Below are 21,054 nucleotides of genomic sequence, written 5' to 3' on the forward strand. Positions count from 1 at the left end.
GGGGGCGGGCGGGCGGCGAGGGTCGGCGGCCGGCCCCCGCGGCGGGTGGCGGGGGGGGGGCCCCCGCCGGCGCGCCCCCCCCCCGGGCCCCGCCCCCCCCGCCGCCGTAGGGCACGGCCGGGCACCGGCCTGTCACCGGCACCGCCTACGATGACCGCCCATGAACACGAGTGACGACGACGGCAGACCCCTGGTCGACGGACGCTTCAGGCTGGTCTCCCGCCTGGGCAGCGGCGGCATGGGCACCGTCTGGCGAGCCCGCGACATCGCACTGCACCGCGATGTCGCGCTCAAAGAGGTCCGCCCGCCCGACCCGGCGGTCGAGGAGGCGAACCCCGGCTTCGCCGCGCAGCTGCGCGAGCGGGCCGTCCGCGAGGCCCGGGCCCTGGCGCGCCTCTCCAACCCGCACGTCGTGACCATCCACCACATCGTCGAGCCCCCGGACGGCTCGCATCCGTGGATCGTCATGGAGCTCGTCGAGGGCCGTTCCCTCTACGACCGTCTGGCCGAGGGACCGATGCCGGTCGCCGAGGCCGTCACCCTGGGCCGCCAGGTGCTGTCCGCCCTCCGGGCGGCACACGCCGCGGGCATCCAGCACCGTGACGTGAAACCGGCCAACGTCCTGCTCCGGCCCGACGGCAGCGCCGTGCTCACGGACTTCGGCATCGCCGCGTTCGACGAGGCGACGTCCCGGCTCACCTCCAGCGGTGACCTGATCGGCTCCGCCGAGTTCATCGCCCCCGAGCGCGTGCGGGGCGAGGAGGGCAACCCGGCCTCCGACCTGTGGTCGCTCGGCATGCTCCTGTACGTGGCGACCGAGGGCCACCACCCGCTGCGCCGCGCCACGAGCCTGGCCACGGTGGTCGCCGTGCTGGACGACCCGATTCCCGCGCCGGTGCGTTCCGGCGCGCTCACCCCCGTGCTCGACCGGATCCTCGTCCGCGACCCGGCCCTGCGGCCGGACGGCGCCCAGCTGGAGCAGCTGCTCGCCGAGGCGGAGACCCGCTCCGGGACCGGCCAGGGCCAGGCCGCTCCCGCCACGCCCGGCGGCGCCGTACCGCCCGCCCCGGGCATCTACACCCCTCCGTACGCCCACCCCGCCTACGGGTCGCCCGCCGGCTACGGGCAGCCGCTCGCACCCCACGGTGCCCCCGCGCCCGGCGGCTTCGGCCCGCCCGTACCGGCCCCGACGGTGCCCGGCGGCGCGCCCGTAGCGGCGCCGACCGTCCCCAGCGGCGCGCCGCGCCCGACCGGGGCCCGCCCGGGCCGACGGGCCGCCGTCCTCGTGGGCTCCCTCGCGGTGGCGACGGCGGTCGTCGTCGGCGCCGTCAACCTCATCCCGGACGGCGGCGACAAGGGCGACGGGGCGAAGGGCGGATCGACGCCGTCGAACAGCAGCCGTACGCCGGGCGGGTCGACCGGCGCCACCGCCGCGAGGACACCCACGACCGTCCCCGCGGCCGGCGGTTCCCTCCTGACGACGGCCGGGGCCCGCACCGTCATCGAGGCGTTCCGCAAGGCCAGCGGGAGCACGACCATGAAGGAGCTGACGATCTACGAGGACTACGCGCTCGCGGCCATCCCGACCCGGCCGGGCGCGAAGTCCTACGACTCGTGGGAGTACCGCGGCGGCGTGGCCCGCAAGGCCGGACCCGGCGGCACCATCAACGCGAGCTTCCCCGACGAGCAGCCGATGGACGTCGCGGCGATGCCGTGGGACACGCTCCCCGCGCTGATGAAGCGCGGCGAGAAGGAGCTGAAGGTGGAGAACCCCAACATGCGCTACGTCGTCGTCGAGCGCTGGACCTTCAACGACGACCGTCCCACGATGCGCTTCTACCTCACCAACGAGTACAGCGCGACCGGCTACCTCGCCGCCGACGACAGCGGAAAGGTCGTGTCGAGTCACCCGGCGGACTGACGGGGCTCACGCCGGGCTCATCCTGTCCAGGACCTCGTCCAGGGTCGTGGCCGCCATGATGAGCGAGAGATGGGTGAACGCCTGGGGGAAGTTCCCCAGTTGCTCCCCGCTCGGGCCGATCTCCTCCGCGAACAGCCCGACGTGGTTGGCGTACGTGAGCATCTTCTCGAAGGTGAACCGGGCCTGCCGCACCCGCCCGGCCCGGGCCAGCGCGTCCACGTACAGGAAGGTGCACAGGCTGAACGTGCCCTCCGCGCCCCGCAGGCCGTCCGGGGACGCGCCCGGGTCGTAGCGGTGCACCAGGCTGTCGTGCACCAGGCCCCTCTCGATGGCGTCGAGCGTGCTCAACCAGGCCGGGTCGGTCGGGTTGAGTAGGCCCGCGCGGGGGATCAGGAGCAGCGAGGCGTCGAGGACGTCACCGCCGAAGTACTGCACCAGGGCGCGGCGCCTCTCGCTCCAGCCGCGGTGCATGATCTGGGTGAAGATCTCGTCGCGCGCGGTGCGCCAGGTGTCCAGGGCCGCCGGGCGGCCGAACTCCTCGGCGAGCCGCAGCCCGCGGTCGAAGGCCACCCAGGACATCACCCGGCTGAAGGTGAAGTCCCGCTGGCCGCCCCGGGTCTCCCAGATCCCCTCGTCGGGGCTGTCCCAGGACGTGGCCAGCCAGTCGAGCAGGGCGGCCACGGCCTTCCAGCCCCGGTACGTGGGCTGCGGGTCGAGGCCGCGGCCCTGCGCGAGGGCGTACAGGGCCTCCCCGTAGATGTCGAGCTGGAGCTGGTCCGCCGCCCCGTTGCCCACCCGCACCGGCGCCGAGCCCCGGTAGCCCTCGAAGTCGGACAGGATCTCCTCGGGGAGCCAGGGGTCCCCGTCCACCCGGTACATGATCTGCAGCGGCCGGCCCCCTGCGGAGGGCGCGCCGGCCCGTTCGGTGACGCGCTCGGTGAGCCAACCGGTGAACGCGGCCGCCTCCTCGACGAACCCGAGGTCCAGCAGGGCCCGTACGGCGAGGGCGCCGTCCCGGATCCACGTGTAGCGGTAGTCCCAGTTGCGCTCGCCGCCGACGAACTCGGGCAGCCCGAGGGTGGCCGCGGCGATCGGGGCGCCGGTGGGAAGGTAGGTGAGGAGCTTCAGGGTGATGGCCGAGCGGTGCACCATGTCCGGCCAGCGGCCCCGGTACCGTGCCCTGCGCACCCACTTCTGCCAGAAGTCGACGGCGTCCCACAGGGCCGCCTCCACCTCCTGGGCGTCGGGCAGCGGCGGGACGGGGGCGTCCGGGCCCGTCACGGTGAACGAGGCGCCCGCCATGTTCCCTTCGGTCAGGGTGAGGCGTCCGTGGACGTCGTACCGTCCGTTCTGCTCCAGCGGCACGTTGGTCTGGAGGAAGGCGGTGACCCCGGGCGCCCGGAACGTCGCCGTGCGTCCGTCGACGTGGGTGTCGTGCGGATTGCTGCCGAAGCCGAAACGGGGCCGGCACTCCAGGGTGAAGGTGACGGTCCCGCGGGTGCACCGCATCACGCGCAGGATGGCGTGGTCGTCCGTGGGGCGGCCGGTGCGGTCGGGAGGCATCCAGTCGATCAACTCGCCCACGCCGTCGGCGGACAGGAAGCGGGTCACCAGCAACGCCGTGTCGGGGTAGTAGAGCTGTTTGACCGTCACGTCCGGGCCGTCGACCGACAGCCGGAAGTAGCCGCCCCGGTCGTGGTCGAGCAGCGCGGCGAAGACGCCGGGGGAGTCGAAGCGGGGCGCCGCGAACCAGTCGACCACGCCCTCGTCCGAGACGAGGGCGGCGGTCTGCAGGTCTCCCACCAGGCCGTGATCGGCGATGAGCGGGTAGCGCTTCATGATTCCACTATCAGCGACGGGGCGGCTTGGCGACATCGGGGGACGCGGGCGGGCGGTGGCCTGGTCGGAAGTGGTCGAGATGCCGCCGCCGGATGAAGGGCGAACAATTGATTCAGGACCGGCACACCCGCACGTCGTCGGAACCGTTTCATCCGCTCGGGGACATTCCTATCCGGACTCGGCGGTGCCATGAACGCAGCAAGCCCGGCCCAGGGCAGCGGATCGTCAGCGCGCAAGGCCACGAGCAGTCCAGCGGCGCAGAAGAGCAGTCTCTACCGGCTGGGGCACTGGTGCGCCCGGCACTTCGTCATCACCATCGCGCTGTGGCTCGCCGCCGTCGCCGGACTCCAGATCGCCGACCGCGCGGTGGGCGGCCAGTTCTCCGACAACTTCGCCCTGCCCGGCGTGCAGTCCTCCGAGGGACTCGACGTGCTGCAGGCGCACGACCCGGCCGCCGGCGGCTACGGGGCCCAGGTGGTCCTCAACGACCCCTCGAAGCCGCTCACTCAGGACGCCTCCCAGGTGAACTCGGCGGTCGCGGCGTTGCAGAAACTGCCCGACGTGCTCAACGTGCAGAACCCGCTGCCGCCGCCGGGCACGACGCCGCCGACACCGCCCGCCAATGTGCCCAACACGGGCCCGCTGTCCACGGACGGCAAGACCGCCTACATCACCATCCGCTTCAGCGTCCCGCCGTCCACTCTGGGCACCGACTACCTGAACGGCGTCGACACCGCCGTGCAACCCCTGCGCGCCGCGGGCGTCGACGTCGAGTACGGCGGCCCGCTCGGCGAACTGGCCCGGCCGGCGGCCGACGACCGCACCAGCGAGGCGATCGGCTTCGCCGTCGCGATCGTGGTGCTCCTGATCGGCTTCGGCAGCGTCATCGCCGCGGTGATGCCGCTGGTCACCGCGCTCATCGGCGCGATCTGCGGGCTCGCGCTGCTCGGCCTGACGGCGGCGGCCTTCACCTTCGGCACCGTCTCGCCGACCCTGGCCACCATGATCGGTCTGGGCGTCGGCATCGACTACGCGCTGTTCCTGATCACCCGTCACCGCCAGAACATCATGAACGGGCACGATCCCGACGACTCCGCGGGCCTGGCGACGACCACGAGCGGCCGGGCGGTCCTCGTCTCCGGCTGCACCGTCATCATCGCCCTGTCCGGCCTGTGGGTCTCCGGCGTCACCTTCATCGGCAAACTCGGCCTGGCGGCCGCCTTCACGGTCGTCACCGCGGTCGTCGCCGCGCTCACCCTCGTCCCGGCCATGCTCGGACTCGTCGGACGCCGCATCGACCGCTACCACGTGCGCAAACCCGTCGCGGAGACCGACGCCGAGCCCAGCGCCCCCGCGCACGGCACCTGGCACCGGTACGCCCAGCGGGTGGAGCGGCGGCCCTGGTACTTCCTGGTCGGCGGGGTCGTCACCCTGGTGATCCTGGCCATCCCGCTGTTCTTCATCCAGCTCGGCCACATCGGCGACGGCGCCGACCCCAAGTCGTTCACCGACCGGCGCGCCTACGACCTGATCTCCACGGCCTTCGGGCCCGGGGCCAACGGGCCCCTGACCGTCGTGGTGGACCAGACCGCGGTCCCGGCCGGCGATCGATCGGCGCTCGCGAGCAAGCTCCAGCAGTCGCTCACGAACGTGCCCGACGCGGCCTCCATCACCCCCTTGCAGCCCACTCCCGACGGTGACGTGCTGATCGGCACCGCCTACTCGGTCGCCTCCCCGCAGGACGAGAAGACCACCCAGCTCACCAACCACCTCGTCGACGACGTGCTGCCGCAGGCGGTGTCCGGCACGGACGCGAAGACCTACGTCACCGGGACCACGGCCGCCCAGGTCGACTTCCTGGACATCGTCTCCAGCCGGCTGCCGCTGATCATCGCGGTCGTCGTGGCGCTCGCCTTCCTGGTCATCCTGATCGTCTTCCGAGGGCTCCTCGTGGCCCTCAAGGCCGCCGTCCTCAACGTGCTGTCCATCGCCGCCTCCTACGGCGTCGTCGTGGCCGTCTTCCAGTGGGGCTGGGGCGGCCCCGCCCTCGGCGTCTCCGGCAAGGTGCCCATCGAGAGCTACGTGCCGATGATGATGTTCGCCATCGTCTTCGGCCTCAGCATGGACTACGAGATCTTCCTGCTGTCCCGGGTCCGCGAGGCGTGGCTGCGCACCGGCGACGCCGAGGCGAGTGTGGCCCACGCCCTGGAGATCACCGCGAGGGTCATCACCTGTGCCGCGCTGATCATGGTGAGCGTCTTCGCGGCCTTCATCGTGTCCGACAACATCGTCATCAAGATGCTCGGCCTGGGACTCGCGGTGAGCGTGCTCATCGACGCGACCGTCGTCCGGCTCCTGCTCGTGCCCGCCGTGATGACCCTGCTGGGCCGGCACGCCTGGTGGACCCCCCACTGGCTCGACCGCATCCTCCCGCACCTCGACACCGAGGGGGAGGCGGCCCTGGAGCAGGACGAGGAGCGGGGCCGCGAGCCGGCCCACTGAGCACCGCGCGTGCACATTCGGACAAAGAGGTAGATGTCACTCTATTAAGCTCCAATGCCGGAATGCTGAAGGAATTCCGGCATTGGAGCTATTTCTGTGCCGTAAGGGCATGAGGGTGGGGCTGAGTGAGATGGGTCACGGCTATTCCGGGCCGGGGAATGCTGGCGCGACGTCAGATGCGAGCCGGTGAAGAGGCGTTGGCGCGGCGCGGATGAATGAGAGGAATGATCCTTTATATTTCCTCGAATGATCCATTTGCTTTGATTAATTTCCGTCTTGTTCTCGCCGGATGAATTCGCTTACGGTCACCCGGCAACCGGACGGAAACGCCGAATCCTGCCGCCGACCGGGAACCGCACACACGACCACTTCCGGCAGGAGCGGGGGACCCAGGTTTGCCGCCGGTCCCGGACTCCGGGGACGGCTCGGGGTGAAGCCGTGCCTCCAGCGCGGCCGGGCATCTCCTGCCCGAACCCGACAGCTCACCTCGCAGGCGGAGGAGAGGACCCCGCCATGCGTGGAAACGGCAAGCACCGTCGCACCAAGAAGTCTCCGCTCACCCGCGGCATCGCCGCCGCCGGTCTCACCGGCAGCGCCGCGCTGGCCCTGCCCCTGGCCGGCGCGACGACCGCGGGCGCGGTCACGCCGCAGGCGGCGCACACCGTCGCAGTCGAAAAGGCGACGGTTCGCGTGGCGCAGGTGGCGCAAGCCACGCAGCTGGCGAAGGCGCCCGCCACGGTCCGTTATTCCGTGGTCGCCGGCGACTCCCTTTCGAAGATCGCCCGCAAGTATTCGGTGAAGGGCGGCTGGAAGAAGGTCTACCAGGACAACCGGCGCGCCGTCGGCGCCGACCCGGGTCTCATCCGCCCCGGCCTGCGGCTGACCGTCGACGCCCGGGGCGCGGCGCTCTCGGGGGCGAAGCCCCCGACCGCCCGTACCGGGACGGCGGCGAGCACCAAGACGGGCGCGAGCGCGGGCACCGTGGTCCAGGCCGCGGCCCCGGCGAAGGCGACCTCGTACCCCGACAACCTCGACGGCTGGATCCGCGAGGCCCTGGACATCATGGCCAAGCAGGGCATCCCCGGCAGCTACGACGGCATCTACCGCAACATCATGCGCGAGTCGTCGGGCAACCCGCTGGCCATCAACAACTGGGACTCCAACGCTTTGGCCGGCACCCCCTCCAAGGGCCTGCTCCAGGTGATCGACCCGACCTTCCAGGCCTACCACGTCCCGGGCACGGCCAACGACCCGTACGACCCGGTCGCCAACATCACGGCGGCCTGCAACTACGCGGCCGACCGCTACGGCTCCATCGACAACGTCTTCGGCGCCTACTGACCCCGGCGCACCCGCTGACAGCACACGGTGCTCCCGTACCCCGGCCGACCGGGGTACGGGAGCACCGTCGTACGTGCGGGTCCCGGTCGAGGGCCTCGGACCCGGTGGGGCTGACGGCGGCGGGGTGGCGATCCGCGGGGGCCGGGAGCCGTCGGTTCAGTCCGCGACGCGGACCGCGCGGGCCGGGCGGATGGCGGCGGCCCGGCGGGCCGGGCCCACGGTGGCCAGGAGGGATGCGGCGAAGGTGGCCGCGGCCAGGGCGCAGATGCTGGTCCACTCCAGCGGGAACCCGCCCTCGAGGCCTTCGAAGGCGGCGCTGTTGCGGTACATGAGCCAGGTCGTGAGGACGCCGAGGAGGGAACCGAGCACGATCCCCTCCGAGGCGACGAAGGCGCTCTCCCAGAGGAAGGACCGCTGCACGGTGCGCGCCCGGAAGCCGAGGGCCCGCAGGATGCCGATGGTGCGGCGGCGTTCGCGTACGGCCCGGACCATGACGACGCCGAGGCCGGTGATGCCCACGCCGAGGCCCAGGGCGAGGAAGCCCTGCATGAGGCGGAAGAAGGCGGTGCTGGAGTCGAACTGGTGGCGGATCTCGGATGCGATCGGGGTGGCCACCAGGCTGGACCGGAGCTGCTCGCCCTGCACCTGGGCGGCCAGGTCGTCCGCGGAGGTGCCGGGGCGGGTGCTGACGAGGGCGGAGGCGTTCTGCGCCTGGTCGCCGTAGAGCTCGCGGATGCTCCGCTCTCCCATGACGACGGGGTAGGTCGTCGAACTGGCGCCGGTACCGGGGTAGAAGACCATGCCGTTGTCGAGCACCCCGGCGATGACCTTCTGCTCGCTGCGGCCGGTCCGCGGGTCGGTGACGGTGAGGGTGTCGCCCGGGTCGTAGTAGTCGCCGGCCGGGCCGCCGGTGCTGCCGAAGAAGCCGTCCAGGACGACGTACCGAGGGTCGGTGGCGAGCGCGTGCCAGACCGCCGCGTCGTCCGCGAGCCCGGGCAGCCGCTCCCGGAAGGTGATGCCGGTGATCGCGCCGTCCGGCACCCCCACGGCCGCGACGTCCAGCGGCTGGGTGCTGCGGTGCCCGGGGTCGGTGGCCCGGCCGGCGGCGTTGAGCAGCGGTGTGACGGCGGAGATCCGGGCGGCCGACGGGCCGTTGCGCAGCTCGGCGACGAGCCGGTCGCCCGCGACCTGGGGGTTGTAGTCGAGCCGCAGCGAGTACCCGGCCGTGGCGTCGGTGACGACTCCGTCGACGCCGGCGCGCAGGATCCCGGAGATCTCCGTCAGCAGGACGAGGACGAACACGATCAGCGTGTACATCACGAGCGTGGCGCCCGTACGGAAACGTTTCGCCAGGGGGTAGGCGACCGCGAGGCGCGCCGCCAGCCCCGACTCCGAGGGCCGCTCGAGCAGACGCCGCACGGGGCGGAGCAGGGCCTTCTGGTTGTCGCTGACGAGCACGACCGCGGAGAACGCGGCGAGGGCTCCCTGGATGACGTACACGGACATGGAGGGCGTGTCGAAGATCCGGGGGCGCAGGACCGGTGCCAGAAGGGTCCACGCGAGCACCGCGCCCGCCACGAGCGTGGTGGCGGCGTGCCGGGGCATCACGCGCATCAGGGCAGGGGTGGCGAACGCGAGCGCGAGCGCCGGCATGAGGTAGGTGGCGTCGGCCTGGCTGCGAGCGATCGCCGGCACGGCCGCGAGCGCGAACAGGATCGACAGGACGCTGCACACGACGAGCAGCCTGCGGCGCGGGCGCCGGCCGGGCGTCGACGGCAGGTCGCGGATGGCGGCGATGATGTTGAACCTGCTGATGCGCACACTGGTGGCCAGGATCGCGGCGAACGCGATGAGCAGGCCCATGGCCACCCCGTTGAGGATGCTGGTCGGCGTGACGGCGAACGCGATCCGGATGCTGCTGCCGCCGACCGACCAGCCGCTGAAGATCTCCGCGGCCACCACGGCGACGCCCCAGCCCACGGCGACCCCGATGGCCACCCCTGGCAGGGCCGACAGCAGCGCGTACACCGCCCCTTCGAGGGTGAAGGAGCCGACCAGGCGTGAACGCTTCATGCCGATGGCCCGCACCATGCCCATCTGGGTCTTCCGCTCCTCGCCGAGCATGACGAAGATGTTCACCAGCAGCAGGGCGCCCGCGATGATGCTGAAGCTGCCGATCATCAGGAACAGCGCGCCGAGCGAGTCCCCGGCCTGCCGGGCGTCCCGCAGCACCGTGTGCTTCGGGGTGTCGACCGCCGCCTGGCCGGCGAGCGGGCCCAGCGCCTCGCGGATGTCCTCGGTCACGCGCGGGGTCAGGGTCTCGCCCCGCTCCACGCCGCCACGGTTGGACACGAACGTGACCGACCGGGGCTCCGTCCCGGCGGCGCGCGCCGCGGCGTCCAGGGTTCCCGGCGCCAGGAACGCGTCGCGGTTCAGCCTGCCGCCCAGGCCCACGCCGGCCAGGCCCTGCTCCGGCACCACGCGTTCCACGCGGTAGGTCTGCGGAGTGCCGAACAGGTAGAGCGTGACGGGGTCACCGGCTCCCGCCCGCAGGGACTGCGCCAGCGCCGCGTTGATCACGACCTCGCCGGGCTCGGGGTTCGGCCCGGCGAGACCGGAGCTCCCGTTCGGTGCGCCGAACCGGGCGGCGTCGTCGAAGTCCATCTGCCAGGCCAGGACGCGTGGTTCGGCGACGGTGCGGCCGCCGGGGCGCGAGACGGCCGACGCCTGGGTGGCCTGAGCACTCAGCACGCCGTCGACGTCGGGGTCGCCCGTCAGGGAGGCCAGCCGTTCGGTGACGGTACGTCCGGCCGGGCCGGGCGGGGCGACGACGCGCTCGTCCACCGGGCCCAGGGTGCGGTAAGCCTCCTGCCGCACCGAGAAGTTCAGGGTGTCGCCGACGACCAGGGCCCCGATGATGATGGCCGTTCCGAGCACGGATCCGCCGATGACGAGCGCGGCCTCGGTGCGCCGCCGGGCGAGCTGCCGGAAGGCCAGCCGACGCGAGACCGGCTGCCGGACGGCGACGAACAGGAGCACCGCGAGAGCGAGCGCCAGCGCGATGAGCAGCGGGGCCAGGAGGTTCGGATACATCATCGGCCCCGGGAGACGCCGGTGACCCGGCCGGGGTCAGGGACGCGCCGGCGCAGGTCCTCCACCAACCGCCCGTCACGCATCCGGATGAGCCGGGGAACGCGTGCGCCGATGGCGGCGTCATGGGTGACCAGGACGATCGTCTGGCCCTCGTCGCGGTTGAGCGCGCACAGCAGGTCCATGACCTGGTCGGCCATAGCGCTGTCGAGGTTTCCGGTCGGTTCGTCCGCCCACACGACGGCGGGCCGGCCCGCCAGGGCCCGGGCGATGGTCACCCGCTGCTGTTCACCGCCGGACAGTTCACTGGGCCGGTGGTCGACGCGGGGCGCGAGGCCCACCCGGTCGAGCATGGCCAGCGCCCGGCGCCGCGCCTCACGCGGCGGGGTGCCGACGAGCAGCAGGGGGAGTTCCACGTTCTCCGCCGCGGAGAAGACCGGGATGAGGTTGAACGACTGGAAGACGAAGCCCATCGTGCGGGCCCGGTGCTCCGTGCGCGCGGCGTCCGACATCGCGAACAGGTCGCGACCGTCGATCTCCACCCGGCCACCGTCGATGTCGTCGAGCCCGGACAGGCAGTTGAGCAGGGTCGTCTTGCCGGATCCGGACGGGCCCATGACTCCGACGAGCTCTCCGTGGCGTACGACGAGGTCCAGGTCGTCCAGGGCGGTGACCGCCACCGAGCCCGTCCGGTAGATCTTGCGGACTCCCGCGGCGACCAGAAGGGGCCGGTCACTGTTCATGCCTTCCATCCGAAACCCGGAAGGAAGCCGCCGCTACGGCCATCCGGACCCGGGCGGGGGGACAACCGGCCCTATCGGGAGCCGGAGGGCGAGGCCGCGGGGCCGGGCTGTCCGGGGCCGCCGGGCAAGGCTGTCCGGAGCCGCAGGGTGAGGTCATGCGTCCTCGTCGGCACGCGCGCGTCCCGACGGTCGTCGAGGGGCGGCGCCCAGGCGAGCGGTGCGGTGACGGCGATGTGCCGTGTACGTCGTGACGGGCGGCCCTCTCCGTGCCCGACCGGCCCGCGCAGGGGCCCGGTCGGCCCTATGCGTCGTCTGCCGCCCAGGGGAGGGTGGGGAGTGTCCGGCCCGATCGGGAGCAGGGACTCCTGCAGGGTCGCCGGTCCGGCCGTCGGGAGCGTGAGTGGCCATGATGTTCTGGTACGGCAACGGCATGAACGGGTGGGGCTGGTTCGCCATGTCCGCGGGGATGATCCTCTTCTGGGGTCTCCTCATCACCGCCGTCGTGTTGGTCTTCCGCACGCTGGACCGATCCGCGGGACGGCCCGCGCGTCAAGGCCCCGCCGCGCCCGAGACGCCCGGCGGACCGGATGACGTCGTCCGCGCGGCCCACGGACCAGAAGCCGCGGAACCAGAATCCGCGCGGCCCACGAACCAGAACCAGTCGTCGGCGTCGCGGCTGACCAGGTCGCCCGTCAGGTACCAGCCGTCGGCGAAGCACGACTCGTGACGCCGGGGCTCGTGCAGGTACCCGCGGAACATCGACGGCCAGCCCGCCCGAAGGGCGAGCTCACCCTGCGCGTCGGGTTCCCGCAGGACCCGTACGCGTCCGTCGTCGACCACGGCCCGGCCGTCCTCGCCGCAGGCGAGCACGGCGGCTTCGACGCCGGGCATCGGCCGTCCCATCGAGCCGGGGCGTACGGGATCGGCCGGGAAGTTGGCGAGCATGACGGCGCCGGTCTCGGTCTGCCACCAGGTGTCGTGGACCGGTGTTCCGAGCGCTTCCCGACCCCAGTGCACGGCCTCTGGACTGAGCGGTTCGCCGACGCTCGCGAGGGAGCGGAGCGACGAGAGGTCGTGACGCGCGGCCGGCCGGACGCCGCCGCGCGGCGCCGCCCGCATGAGCCCGCGCAGGGCGCCGGGTGTCGTGTACCAGACGGTCACGTGCTGGTCGGCGAGGATGCCGTACCAGCGGTCGGGGGCGAAGCCGCCCTCGTCGACGATCGTCGTCACGCCGTGGGTGAGCGGCGCGACGATTCCGTACGACGTTCCGGTGACCCAGCCTGGGTCGGCGGTGCACCAGAAGACGTCTCCCTCGTGCAGGTCCAGGGCGTAGGCGGCGGTGACGTGATGGGCGAGGACCGCCTCGTGCACGTGCACCGCGCACTTGGGCGGGCCGGTCGTGCCGCGGGTGAAGTGGAGCAGCGCCGGCTCCGCCGGATCGGTCGGTCCCACCGTGTACGCGCTTGGCGCGCCGTCCGTCAGCGCGTGGAAGGAGAGGGTGCCCCGTGGCGGGGCGCCTCCGGGGTCGAGCAGCAGCACGTGCCGCAGGTGCGGGAGCCGGGACCGCACGGGTGCCACCTCGCGTTCGTACAGCTCCCGCGTCGTGACCAGGGCCCGGGCGTTGCCCAGCTTCATGTGCGACGCGACGGGTCCGGGGCCGAGCGCGGTGAGGAGAGGACACACGACACGTCCGGCCCGCAGGGCCCCGAGGACGATGGCGTACAGCTCGTAGCGGCGGCCGAGCAGGATGAAGACCCGCTCTCCCCGGCCGACACCGAGCTGCTCCAGGACGTGGGCGAACCGGGAGCTGTCGCCGGCCAGCCCGGCGAAGCTGACCGTCCGCAGGGAACCGTCGCGAGCGACGCAGCGCAGCGCGTCCCGTTCGCCGTGCCCCTCCCGCAGGTGCCGGTCGACCGCCTCGTACCCGATGTTGACGCCGCCACCCGGCAGCCCGGCGAGCCGGGACCGCTCGCGGCGCCAGGAGAACGTGGCCCGGGCGCTCTCGTATTCGGCCATCACGGGGGCCACCCACCAGGCGTTCATCGCGGTGACTCCCGGACGCCGGCCCGGCGGCCCTCCCGAGCGGGGAGCTCGGCGGTGGGAGCGGCGGTCACCACGTCGAGCGTCCCCACGTCGAAGACAGAGCGGTGCTCCATGACGCTCCTCCATCACGGGACGGGCGGATCCCGTGGCTCCCACCCTGACGCGCGGACCGTCCCGGCAGCAGTGCCGAACGGTCCCCATCAGGGACCGTTCGCCCCCATGAGACCGGCCGACCGAGGAGATCTGCCGCCGACCGGGCGAACTCCGGCACAAGGGTGAGAGTGGAGGTAGGGGCCGAACCGGGTTCCGAAACCCGGTACGGATCCAGGCCTGGGCCCACCACATCGGCAGCGAGCTCTGCGCCACACGCCGAGCGGCGCTGTTGAGGTATCCGGCCCTCCCACCCCGGAGGTGCGACATGAGCCGGCAGGACGCATCAGGCCGCCGTCCGGCGGCGTCCGGAACGGACCGGCGCGCGCGTGCCCCGCTCGTCCTCGTTCTGGCGATCGCCGTGCTCTGCGGTGCCGTGGCCGCCGGAGTCCTGTGGAATGCCGGAGCCAGGGCCGACCGCGAGCTCGCCGCCCACCGTCACCGGGTGCAGGCGACCACGACGGGGCGCGCCCACGATTCACCCGTCGCGGTGCGGCCAGGGGCCAAGCCGCAGCCCGTCGCACCGGCGGTCTGGGCGTACCCCGACAACGTCCGCAGGTCGGGGACCGTCCAGGTCCCGCCCCGGACGCCTCAGGGGCACACGCTGATCATATGGGTGGACGACCACGGCAGCCCCGCCCGCCCACCGGGAAGCACCGCGGACCGCGCGCTGACCGCGATCGCGGGCAGCACGACGGTGGCGAGCGCGGCAGCGGCGTCGGGCGCGGGTGTCCTCGCCCTCGTACGACGGCGCTCCGAAGGCCGTCGGCTCGCCGCCTGGGAACGGGAGTGGGAACAGGTGGAACCCGTCTGGTCCGGCCGGCTCCGGCGGGGCACCGGCGGGACCGGCGACGAATGACCGTACGAGCGGTGCGGTGGCACGGCGGCCGGGCGGACCGCACGTCGACGCAGCGCCCGCACCCCACGTCGTCCAGGCGTTCACGCCCCCTCCGCGGTGAGCTCGCACCGTACGTCCACCACGCCCTCGACGGCCCGGGTCAGCCGCTCCGCGAGGGGGACGAGGGCGCCGTCCCGGACCTGTCCGGTCAGGGTCACCACGCCGGCGTCCACCCGGACGTCGACGCGCTGCCGCGAGAGCGGGAACAGGGACTCGACGACCTCGCGGCGGATCTCGGCGGCCAGCTCCTCGTCCGGGCGCAGGAAGACCTTCAGGAGGTCGGACCGGCTGACGATCCCCTGGATCGTGCCGTCCGCTTCGACGACCGGGAGCCGCTTCACCCGGTGGGTGGCCATGAGGCGCGCCGCCTGCGGCAGCGACGCCCCCGGCGCGACGGTGACGGCCGGCGAGGTCATCAGGTCCTGGGCCCGTCGTGAGCCCGCCTTGGCCGTGGCGTCACGTCGGTGCAGCTGTTCGACGAGCCCCAGGCGGTGGTCGTGGAACTCCTCCTTGAGGAGCAGGTCCGCCTCGGAGACCACCCCGACGACCCGGCCCTCGCCCTCGACCACGGGAACGGCGGTGACGTTCCACCGCTGCATCGTGGTGACGATCTCCTTGAAGTCCGCGCCGGGCAGGACGGCGACGACCTTCTTGGTCATGACGTCGGCGACGGTGAACTGCTGCGTGGTCATGGCTCTCTCCTCATCGGGGCGTAGGACAGGGGCTCCGCGTCGACGTGCCGGCCGTGATGTCCTCCGGCCCTTCTCTCACAGGTTCCCGCGGTGTGTGCGCCCGTGGCAGGGCCGCGCAGGGCATACCAGGGGTCCGAAGGACCCTGGTCGGCGGACCAGGACGGGCACACCCGAGCGGGGGAAGCGGCCGGGTCGAATCGCCTGTCCGGCGTCGGCGTCGCGGCATACCGGGCGAACCGGTCCCGGTTGCGGCTCCCGAGGTTCGCGAAACCCTGGAAGGGACCGCAGGCGAGGAGGATCCGCGCATGAGACGTCGAGGCGGCTTCGGGCTCGTCGTCGGCCTCGACCGCGCCCGCGACGGGCAGGGCACCGCCGCCCTGCTCCCGCAGGGCGCCGACCCGGTAGCCGCCGATCGCGTGGCGCCGGCCTGCGGCGCGTGGGGCGAGCGCGGATGAACACCGCCTGGACGTGGAGGTACGACCGCTACGCGCCGGAACGCGAGCAGCTCGTCGAGGCACTCTGCACGCTCGGCAACGGCCGGTTCGCCACCCGGGGGTCCGCCCCCGAGTGCGGCGCCGGCGCCGGCCACTACCCGGGCACCTACCTGGCCGGCTGCTACGACCGGACCACGTCCGCCGTCGCCGGTGAGCGGGTCGAGAACGAGGACCTCGTCAACCTCCCGAACTGGACGGCGCTGAACTACCGCTGCCTGCCGGACGACGGGCCGCCCGGCCCCTGGCTGACGCCCGACGCCGAGGAGCTGCGTCACCACGACGTACAGCTCGACCTGCGCGGGGGCGTGCTCACCCGAAGCATGCTCTTCCGGGACGCCCACGGACGCGGACTTCGCGTCGGCCACACCCGGATCGTGCACATGGGAGACGCGCACCTCGCGGCCCAGCGCACCATGTTCCGCGCCTACGGCTGGAGCGGTGCCGTCGAGGTGAAGTGCGTCCTCGACGGCGACGTCACCAACTCCGGGGTGGAGCGCTACCGGCACCTGGAGAAGAACCACCTCGGAGACCACCGGACCGGGTTCGCCCCCGACGGCGTCGCCTGGCTCACGTGCGGGACGGCCGATCCGGGCTTCCGGATCGCCCTGGCCGTCCGTACCGTCACCCGCCCCGCCCGTCCCGCGCGGGAGGCGGCCACGACCACCGGCACCGTCCAGACCTACCTGCTGCCCCTGGGCCACGGCCGTTCGGCCACGGTGGTGAAGACGCTGGCGCTGCGCGCCTCGATGGACCGGCCGGCCGCCGACCCGCTCGCGGCGGCCCGGGACGACCTCGCCCTGGCCCCCGCCTTCCCCCGACTGCTCACCACCCACCAGGCGGCCTGGCAGCGCCTCTGGGAGCAGGGGGAGCTGCGCGTGCCCGGAGAGGCGGGCCGCATCCTGCGGCTCCATCTGTTCCACCTGCTGCAGACGCTTTCCCCGCACACGGCCGACCTCGACGTGGGCGTCCCCGCCCGGGGTCTGCACGGCGAGGCCTACCGGGGCCACGTCTTCTGGGACGAGCTGTTCGTGCTGCCCTACCTGGACCTCCACTTCCCCGAAGTGGCCCGGTCCCTGATCATGTACCGGCACCGTAGGCTCCCGGCCGCCCGCGAGGCGGCCCGCCGGGCCGGCGGCGTCGGGGCCGTCTACCCGTGGCAGAGCGCGAGTTCGGGCCGGGAGGAGACGCAGGAGCTGCACCTCAATCCGCGTTCCGGGCGCTGGCTGCCCGACTTCTCCAGGCTCCAGCGGCACGTGGGCTCGGCCGTCGCCTACAACGTGTGGCGGTACGCCGAGACCACCGGCGACCGCGGCTTCCTGCACTCCGCCGGCGCCGAGATCCTCCTGGAGATCGCCCGCTACTGGGCCTGGGCGGCCGCCTTCGACCCCGAGGCGCGGCGTTACCGGATCCGCGGTGTCGTGGGCCCGGACGAATACCACGACGCCTATCCCGATGCCACGACCCCCGGCATCGACGACAACGCCTACACCAACGCGACCGCCGCCTGGGTGCTGGCCCGCGGCCTCGATCTGCTGGGCGAACTGCCCGACGCCCGGCGCGCCGAACTGGCCGAGCGGCTGGCGCTCGACGACCGGGAACTCGACCGCTGGGAGGATGTGTCCCGCCGCCTGTACGTGCCCTTCCATCAGGGCGTGATCAGCCAGTTCGAGGGCTACGGAGAGCTGGCGGAACTCGACTGGGAGGCGTACCGCGCCCGGTACGGGGACATCCGCAGGCTGGACCGGATCCTGGAGGCCGAGGGCGACACGGTCAACCGGTATCAGGCGTCCAAGCAGGCCGACACCCTCATGCTCGGCTATCTCTTCCGGCCCGAGGAGCTGTCCGCCCTGTTCGCTCGGCTCGGCTACGTGCTGGACGACGAGCTGTGGCGTGCCACTGTCGCGTATCACCTGCGGCGCACCAGTCACGGCTCGACGCTCAGCAGCCTCGTGCACGGCTGGGTACTGGCCCGGCAGAAGGGCGCCGACGCCTGGCGGTACTGCGAGGAGGCGCTCCTCGCGGACGTGGCCGACGTCCAGGGCGGCACGACCGGCGAGGGTGTCCACCTCGGGGCGATGGCGGGCACGATCGACCTCGTCGAGCGTGGGTTCACCGGCCTGGAGGCCGGTCCGGAGGGGTTCCGGGTGGTGCCGGTGCCTCTGGCGGAGATCCCTCGGTTCGCCTTCACGCTCTGCCTCCGCGGGCATCGAGGGGTGAGGGTCCGCATGCTCCCCGGGCGGCTGGCCGTCCGCGTCCCTCCCTCGCCGAACGAGCCGCTCGTCGTCGTGCTCCCGGGTGAACGGCGCTTCACGGTGCCGGCCGGCACAGAGCGCTGGTTCCGATGGTGAGCGGCCCCGTCGAACGCCGGTCCGATGGTGAGCGGCCCCGTCGAACGCCGGTGAGGGCTCAGGCGCTCAGTCGAAGGAGAGCACGTCGGCGACGGGCCGACGGGGGGTGGCCCGTCCCCGGGGCCCGTAGCCGAGCCGGATCACCATGTGGACGAAGCCGATCGTCGAACCGGGATCGCGCGCCTGGGAGCGGAGCTCGGGCCACTCCAGGAGCTGGGACATGAGGGAGGTGGACAGCCCGTCGAGGGTGGCCTGGAGCAGTATCCGCTGCATGGCCTGGCCGGCCCTGAGCCAGTCCTCGGGGGTGTCGTCGACCGTGCCGAGCAGCGCGATCAAGGGCCTCTTCTCGAAGCGCGCCGAGGAGCGTTCGGGAGCTCGGCGGGCGGTGTCGAAGTCCCGGACCGGCGAGGTGACGTCGTACTGTCGCGGGCCGAGGGCGTACGCGGGGATCCCCTCGGTGTCACCGCCCTCCCCTGCCGCGTCACTCCGCACCCAGGTGGCGATCTCCGCGCGAACGGACGCGTCCGCGGCTTCGTACAGCTCGGACGCGTGGACCAGACCCAGCACGGTGTCGGTGTGCCACGCTCCCGGCACGACCAGTCGGCAGCCTTCCAGGAGGGCCGCGGCACAGAGCTCGTCGAGGATCTCGGGGGGAATCCGCTCCTCGGTGAACGGGAGGCGACTGGTGTGCCGTTCCCGCAGGGCGGGGTGGAGCACGGCCAGGTCGACCTCCTCGGCACCGGCGGCCGGGTCGACCTCCTCGGCACCGGCCCGCGCGAGCCGCGCGTCGGCGAGATGCCACGGGTCTTCGGGGTCGGGGAGCAGCCGGATCACGGCATGCCGGCCACGGTGCGCGGCGGCGACCCGCAGGTTGAACAGGGCGGCGCCGCAGCCGAGGTGGAGGCCGCGGTGGTCGGGGTCCTCGCGTGGCATCTCGCGCGACGGGTCGCCGTACAGCTCGACGGTGTCGGCACCGGCCCGGTGGACGAACCTCCACGGCTGTGCGTTGTGCATCGACGGAGCGGTGACGGCGTCTTCGACCAAGGACGTCACGAGCGTTCGGGGCAGAGTGGTGGTGGACACGGTTCGTCCTGACTGTGCGGGTGATTCACGGGAGGTCATGCGCGCTGCGCGCGGGGGAGGCGAGTCGTGCGGCCGCCTCGTCGACGGACAGCCGGTCCACGACGGCGACCACACCGTCCACCCGGTCGGCGAGTCCGACGAGCGTCCGGGCCTGGCCCTGTCGCCGGACCCGGCCTTCGAGCGTCACCACACCGTCCAGCACATGGACGTCGACCGCGTCGGCGCCGAGACCCAGGGCGTCCGCCAGCACGTCCTCCCGTACACGGCGGCGTATCTCCGGATCCGGACGGAGGAAGACGCGGAGCAGATCGCGGCGGGTCACGATCCCCACCAGCCGCTCCTCCTCGTCGACGACGGGAAGACGCTCCACTCCCCGGCGCACCATCAGCCGGGCCGCGTCCGCCGCCCTCTCCTCCGCGTACACCGTGATCGCCGGCGCGCTCATGAGCTCCCGCGCGGTCGGCTGTCCGTGGGCCGGCAGGTCGGATTCCGAGACGACCCCGACGACGTGATCGTCGTCGTCGATGACGGGGACACCGCTGATGTCGTGCTCGGTGAGCAGCTTCGCCACCTCCCTGAACGAGGTGTCCGGGACCGCGGCGACCACGTTGTCGGTCATCAGGCTGCCGACCTTCAGGTGCTTCATGGCCGCACCTCCTGTTCGAGCGGCCGGGCGGCTGGTTCCGCTTTCCACCACCGTCCGTCGCACGCCCGGCGACCTGCGAGGGCCGAACGGTCCAGCGTCGGGCCCGACCGGACCCCGCGTGAGCGAGAGGGACCTTTGGCCCCTCCCTTGCCCCCAGAGGCCCCTCCAGGCGCGGGGACACGGATGTCACGGTGGAGAACAGTCCCTCCGACCGGATTCCCACGGACCGGATTCCCACGGACCGGATTCCTACGGACCGGACTCCCGCGGACCGGACGAGGAGGAGCCATGGACGGAACCACGGACCGCCCCGGCCTCGGCAGGGTCGTCGTCGGCGTGGACGGATCGCCGTCCGCCCGGGTGGCGGTGACGTGGGCGGCGGACGAAGCGGTGCTGCGCGGCGGCGGTCTCTGCCTCGTCCACGCGACGGACAGCGAGACCGCCTCGCGGCTCCTCTCCGCCGCGGAGGTCGAGCAGACCCGGCGAGCCGGTCAGGAGTTGCTCGACCGGACCGCCGGGGAGGTCGTGGGGCGCCATCCCGAGCTCGTGGTCGTCACGGAACTCAGCGGTCGTTCGCCCGTCGAGGGCCTGCGCAAGGCCGCCGCGCTGAGCGGCACGATCGTCGTCGGCCACCGCGGCCGAGGCGGCTTCTCCTCGCTCCTGCTCGGCTCGGTCGGGCTGGAGGTCACGGCCCGCGCCACGACCCCGGTCGTCGTGGTCCGGGCGGCCGAGGAGCCCGCCGAGCTCGGTGCCGTTCTCGCGGCGGTCCGGGACGGGAACGACCTCGGCTGCGCCCGGACCGCGGCCCGCGAGGCCCTGCTGCGCAAGGTGCCGCTGCGGCTTCTGCACGTGTGGGGCACGGTCCCGTACGCCGGGGGACGACCCCCGCTGCGCAACGGCGCGCCGGGGAACGCCCGCGAGCACGTGCGCGCGCTGTCCGAGGTCGCGGATCGACTCCGGGAGGAGTTCCCGGAACTGGCGCTGCACACCGAGGGCGAGAAGAGCCACAGCGTCCCCGGCACGCTCGTCGAGGCGTCCCACCACGTCGACCTCCTGGTCGTCGGAGGCCGCCGGGCGCCCGGGTTCCTCGGACCGACGCTCGGCCGGACCACGCTGAGTCTGCTGCAGCACGCCCACTGCCCGGTGGTCCTGATCCCGCGGCACGGACCCGGCCACGGGAGCACGACATGACCGCCGCCGTCTGCGCGCCCGCCGGATTCCTCGCGCCGGCCTGGGCCGCGGGCGCCTCGCGGCACGGCTGGTC

The 21,054-nt window shown here is 72.9% G+C and carries 14 protein-coding genes and 1 riboswitch; of the genes, 7 read left to right on the forward strand and 7 right to left on the reverse strand.

What is annotated here, in order from left to right:
- Window positions 1-160 precede the first annotated feature (160 nt).
- Window positions 161-1,921 (forward strand): protein kinase, encoded by a 1,761-nt coding sequence (locus ACIGXE_RS06715; protein ID WP_399744199.1) that lies wholly within the window; start codon window positions 161-163, stop codon window positions 1,919-1,921.
- A gap of 6 nt (window positions 1,922-1,927) precedes the next feature.
- Here ACIGXE_RS06715 and ACIGXE_RS06720 read toward each other — a convergent pair whose 3' ends face one another.
- Window positions 1,928-3,760 (reverse strand): glycoside hydrolase family 15 protein, encoded by a 1,833-nt coding sequence (locus tag ACIGXE_RS06720; protein ID WP_399744201.1) that lies wholly within the window; start codon window positions 3,758-3,760, stop codon window positions 1,928-1,930.
- Window positions 3,761-3,949: 189 nt separating this feature from the next.
- On the opposite strand from ACIGXE_RS06720, the gene ACIGXE_RS06725 reads away from it, so the two are divergent.
- Window positions 3,950-6,262 carry an MMPL family transporter gene (locus ACIGXE_RS06725; protein WP_399744203.1) on the forward strand — a complete coding sequence of 771 codons (2,313 nt, stop codon included), beginning with the start codon at window positions 3,950-3,952 and terminating at the stop codon, window positions 6,260-6,262.
- 352 nt (window positions 6,263-6,614) lie between these two features.
- Window positions 6,615-6,771: riboswitch (cyclic di-AMP (ydaO/yuaA leader) on the forward strand.
- Window positions 6,772-6,775: 4 nt separating this feature from the next.
- Window positions 6,776-7,603, forward strand: coding sequence for a transglycosylase SLT domain-containing protein (locus ACIGXE_RS06730; RefSeq protein ID WP_399744205.1), 828 nt, complete (start codon window positions 6,776-6,778; stop codon window positions 7,601-7,603).
- A 156-nt stretch (window positions 7,604-7,759) separates the two neighbouring features.
- Here the strand turns inward: ACIGXE_RS06730 and ACIGXE_RS06735 are convergent, their stop codons facing one another.
- The 3 genes from ACIGXE_RS06735 to ACIGXE_RS06745 all read right to left on the reverse strand — a co-directional run bounded on the left by ACIGXE_RS06735 (window position 7,760) and on the right by ACIGXE_RS06745 (window position 13,479).
- The gene (locus ACIGXE_RS06735; protein ID WP_399744207.1) at window positions 7,760-10,699 is read right to left on the reverse strand and encodes an ABC transporter permease; all 2,940 of its coding nucleotides are present in this window, start codon (window positions 10,697-10,699) and stop codon (window positions 7,760-7,762) included.
- On the reverse strand, window positions 10,696-11,436 hold the full coding sequence (locus ACIGXE_RS06740) for an ABC transporter ATP-binding protein (protein WP_399744209.1): 741 nt from the start codon (window positions 11,434-11,436) through the stop codon (window positions 10,696-10,698). The genes ACIGXE_RS06735 and ACIGXE_RS06740 overlap by 4 nt, the downstream gene beginning before the upstream one ends.
- Before the next feature lie 549 nt (window positions 11,437-11,985).
- On the reverse strand, window positions 11,986-13,479 hold the full coding sequence (locus ACIGXE_RS06745) for an AMP-binding protein (protein WP_399744210.1): 1,494 nt from the start codon (window positions 13,477-13,479) through the stop codon (window positions 11,986-11,988).
- A 418-nt stretch (window positions 13,480-13,897) separates the two neighbouring features.
- Here ACIGXE_RS06745 and ACIGXE_RS06750 point away from each other — a divergent pair, with 418 nt between their 5' ends.
- Window positions 13,898-14,488, forward strand: coding sequence for a LapA family protein (locus ACIGXE_RS06750; RefSeq protein WP_399744212.1), 591 nt, complete (start codon window positions 13,898-13,900; stop codon window positions 14,486-14,488).
- A gap of 80 nt (window positions 14,489-14,568) precedes the next feature.
- Here ACIGXE_RS06750 and ACIGXE_RS06755 read toward each other — a convergent pair whose 3' ends face one another.
- Complete coding sequence (locus ACIGXE_RS06755; RefSeq protein WP_399744214.1) at window positions 14,569-15,219, reverse strand: CBS domain-containing protein; 651 nt, start codon at window positions 15,217-15,219, stop codon at window positions 14,569-14,571.
- 305 nt (window positions 15,220-15,524) lie between these two features.
- Here ACIGXE_RS06755 and ACIGXE_RS06760 point away from each other — a divergent pair, with 305 nt between their 5' ends.
- Window positions 15,525-15,674 (forward strand): hypothetical protein, encoded by a 150-nt coding sequence (locus tag ACIGXE_RS06760; RefSeq protein WP_399744216.1) that lies wholly within the window; start codon window positions 15,525-15,527, stop codon window positions 15,672-15,674.
- Complete coding sequence (locus ACIGXE_RS06765) at window positions 15,671-18,061, forward strand: glycoside hydrolase family 65 protein (RefSeq protein WP_399744218.1); 2,391 nt, start codon at window positions 15,671-15,673, stop codon at window positions 18,059-18,061. Before ACIGXE_RS06760 ends, ACIGXE_RS06765 begins: the two co-directional genes overlap by 4 nt.
- Window positions 18,062-18,127: 66 nt before the next feature.
- Here ACIGXE_RS06765 and ACIGXE_RS06770 read toward each other — a convergent pair whose 3' ends face one another.
- Both ACIGXE_RS06770 and ACIGXE_RS06775 read right to left on the reverse strand, forming a co-directional pair.
- Window positions 18,128-19,144, reverse strand: coding sequence for an Acg family FMN-binding oxidoreductase (locus tag ACIGXE_RS06770; protein ID WP_399744220.1), 1,017 nt, complete (start codon window positions 19,142-19,144; stop codon window positions 18,128-18,130).
- 25 nt (window positions 19,145-19,169) lie between these two features.
- On the reverse strand, window positions 19,170-19,790 hold the full coding sequence (locus ACIGXE_RS06775) for a CBS domain-containing protein (protein ID WP_399744222.1): 621 nt from the start codon (window positions 19,788-19,790) through the stop codon (window positions 19,170-19,172).
- A gap of 288 nt (window positions 19,791-20,078) precedes the next feature.
- On the opposite strand from ACIGXE_RS06775, the gene ACIGXE_RS06780 reads away from it, so the two are divergent.
- Window positions 20,079-20,981, forward strand: a complete 903-nt coding sequence (locus ACIGXE_RS06780) for a universal stress protein (RefSeq protein WP_399744224.1) — start codon at window positions 20,079-20,081, stop codon at window positions 20,979-20,981.
- The last annotated feature ends 73 nt before the right edge of the window (window positions 20,982-21,054 follow it).

The organism is Streptomyces sp. NPDC053431, from assembly GCF_044544925.1.
GTDB lineage: Bacteria > Actinomycetota > Actinomycetes > Streptomycetales > Streptomycetaceae > Streptomyces.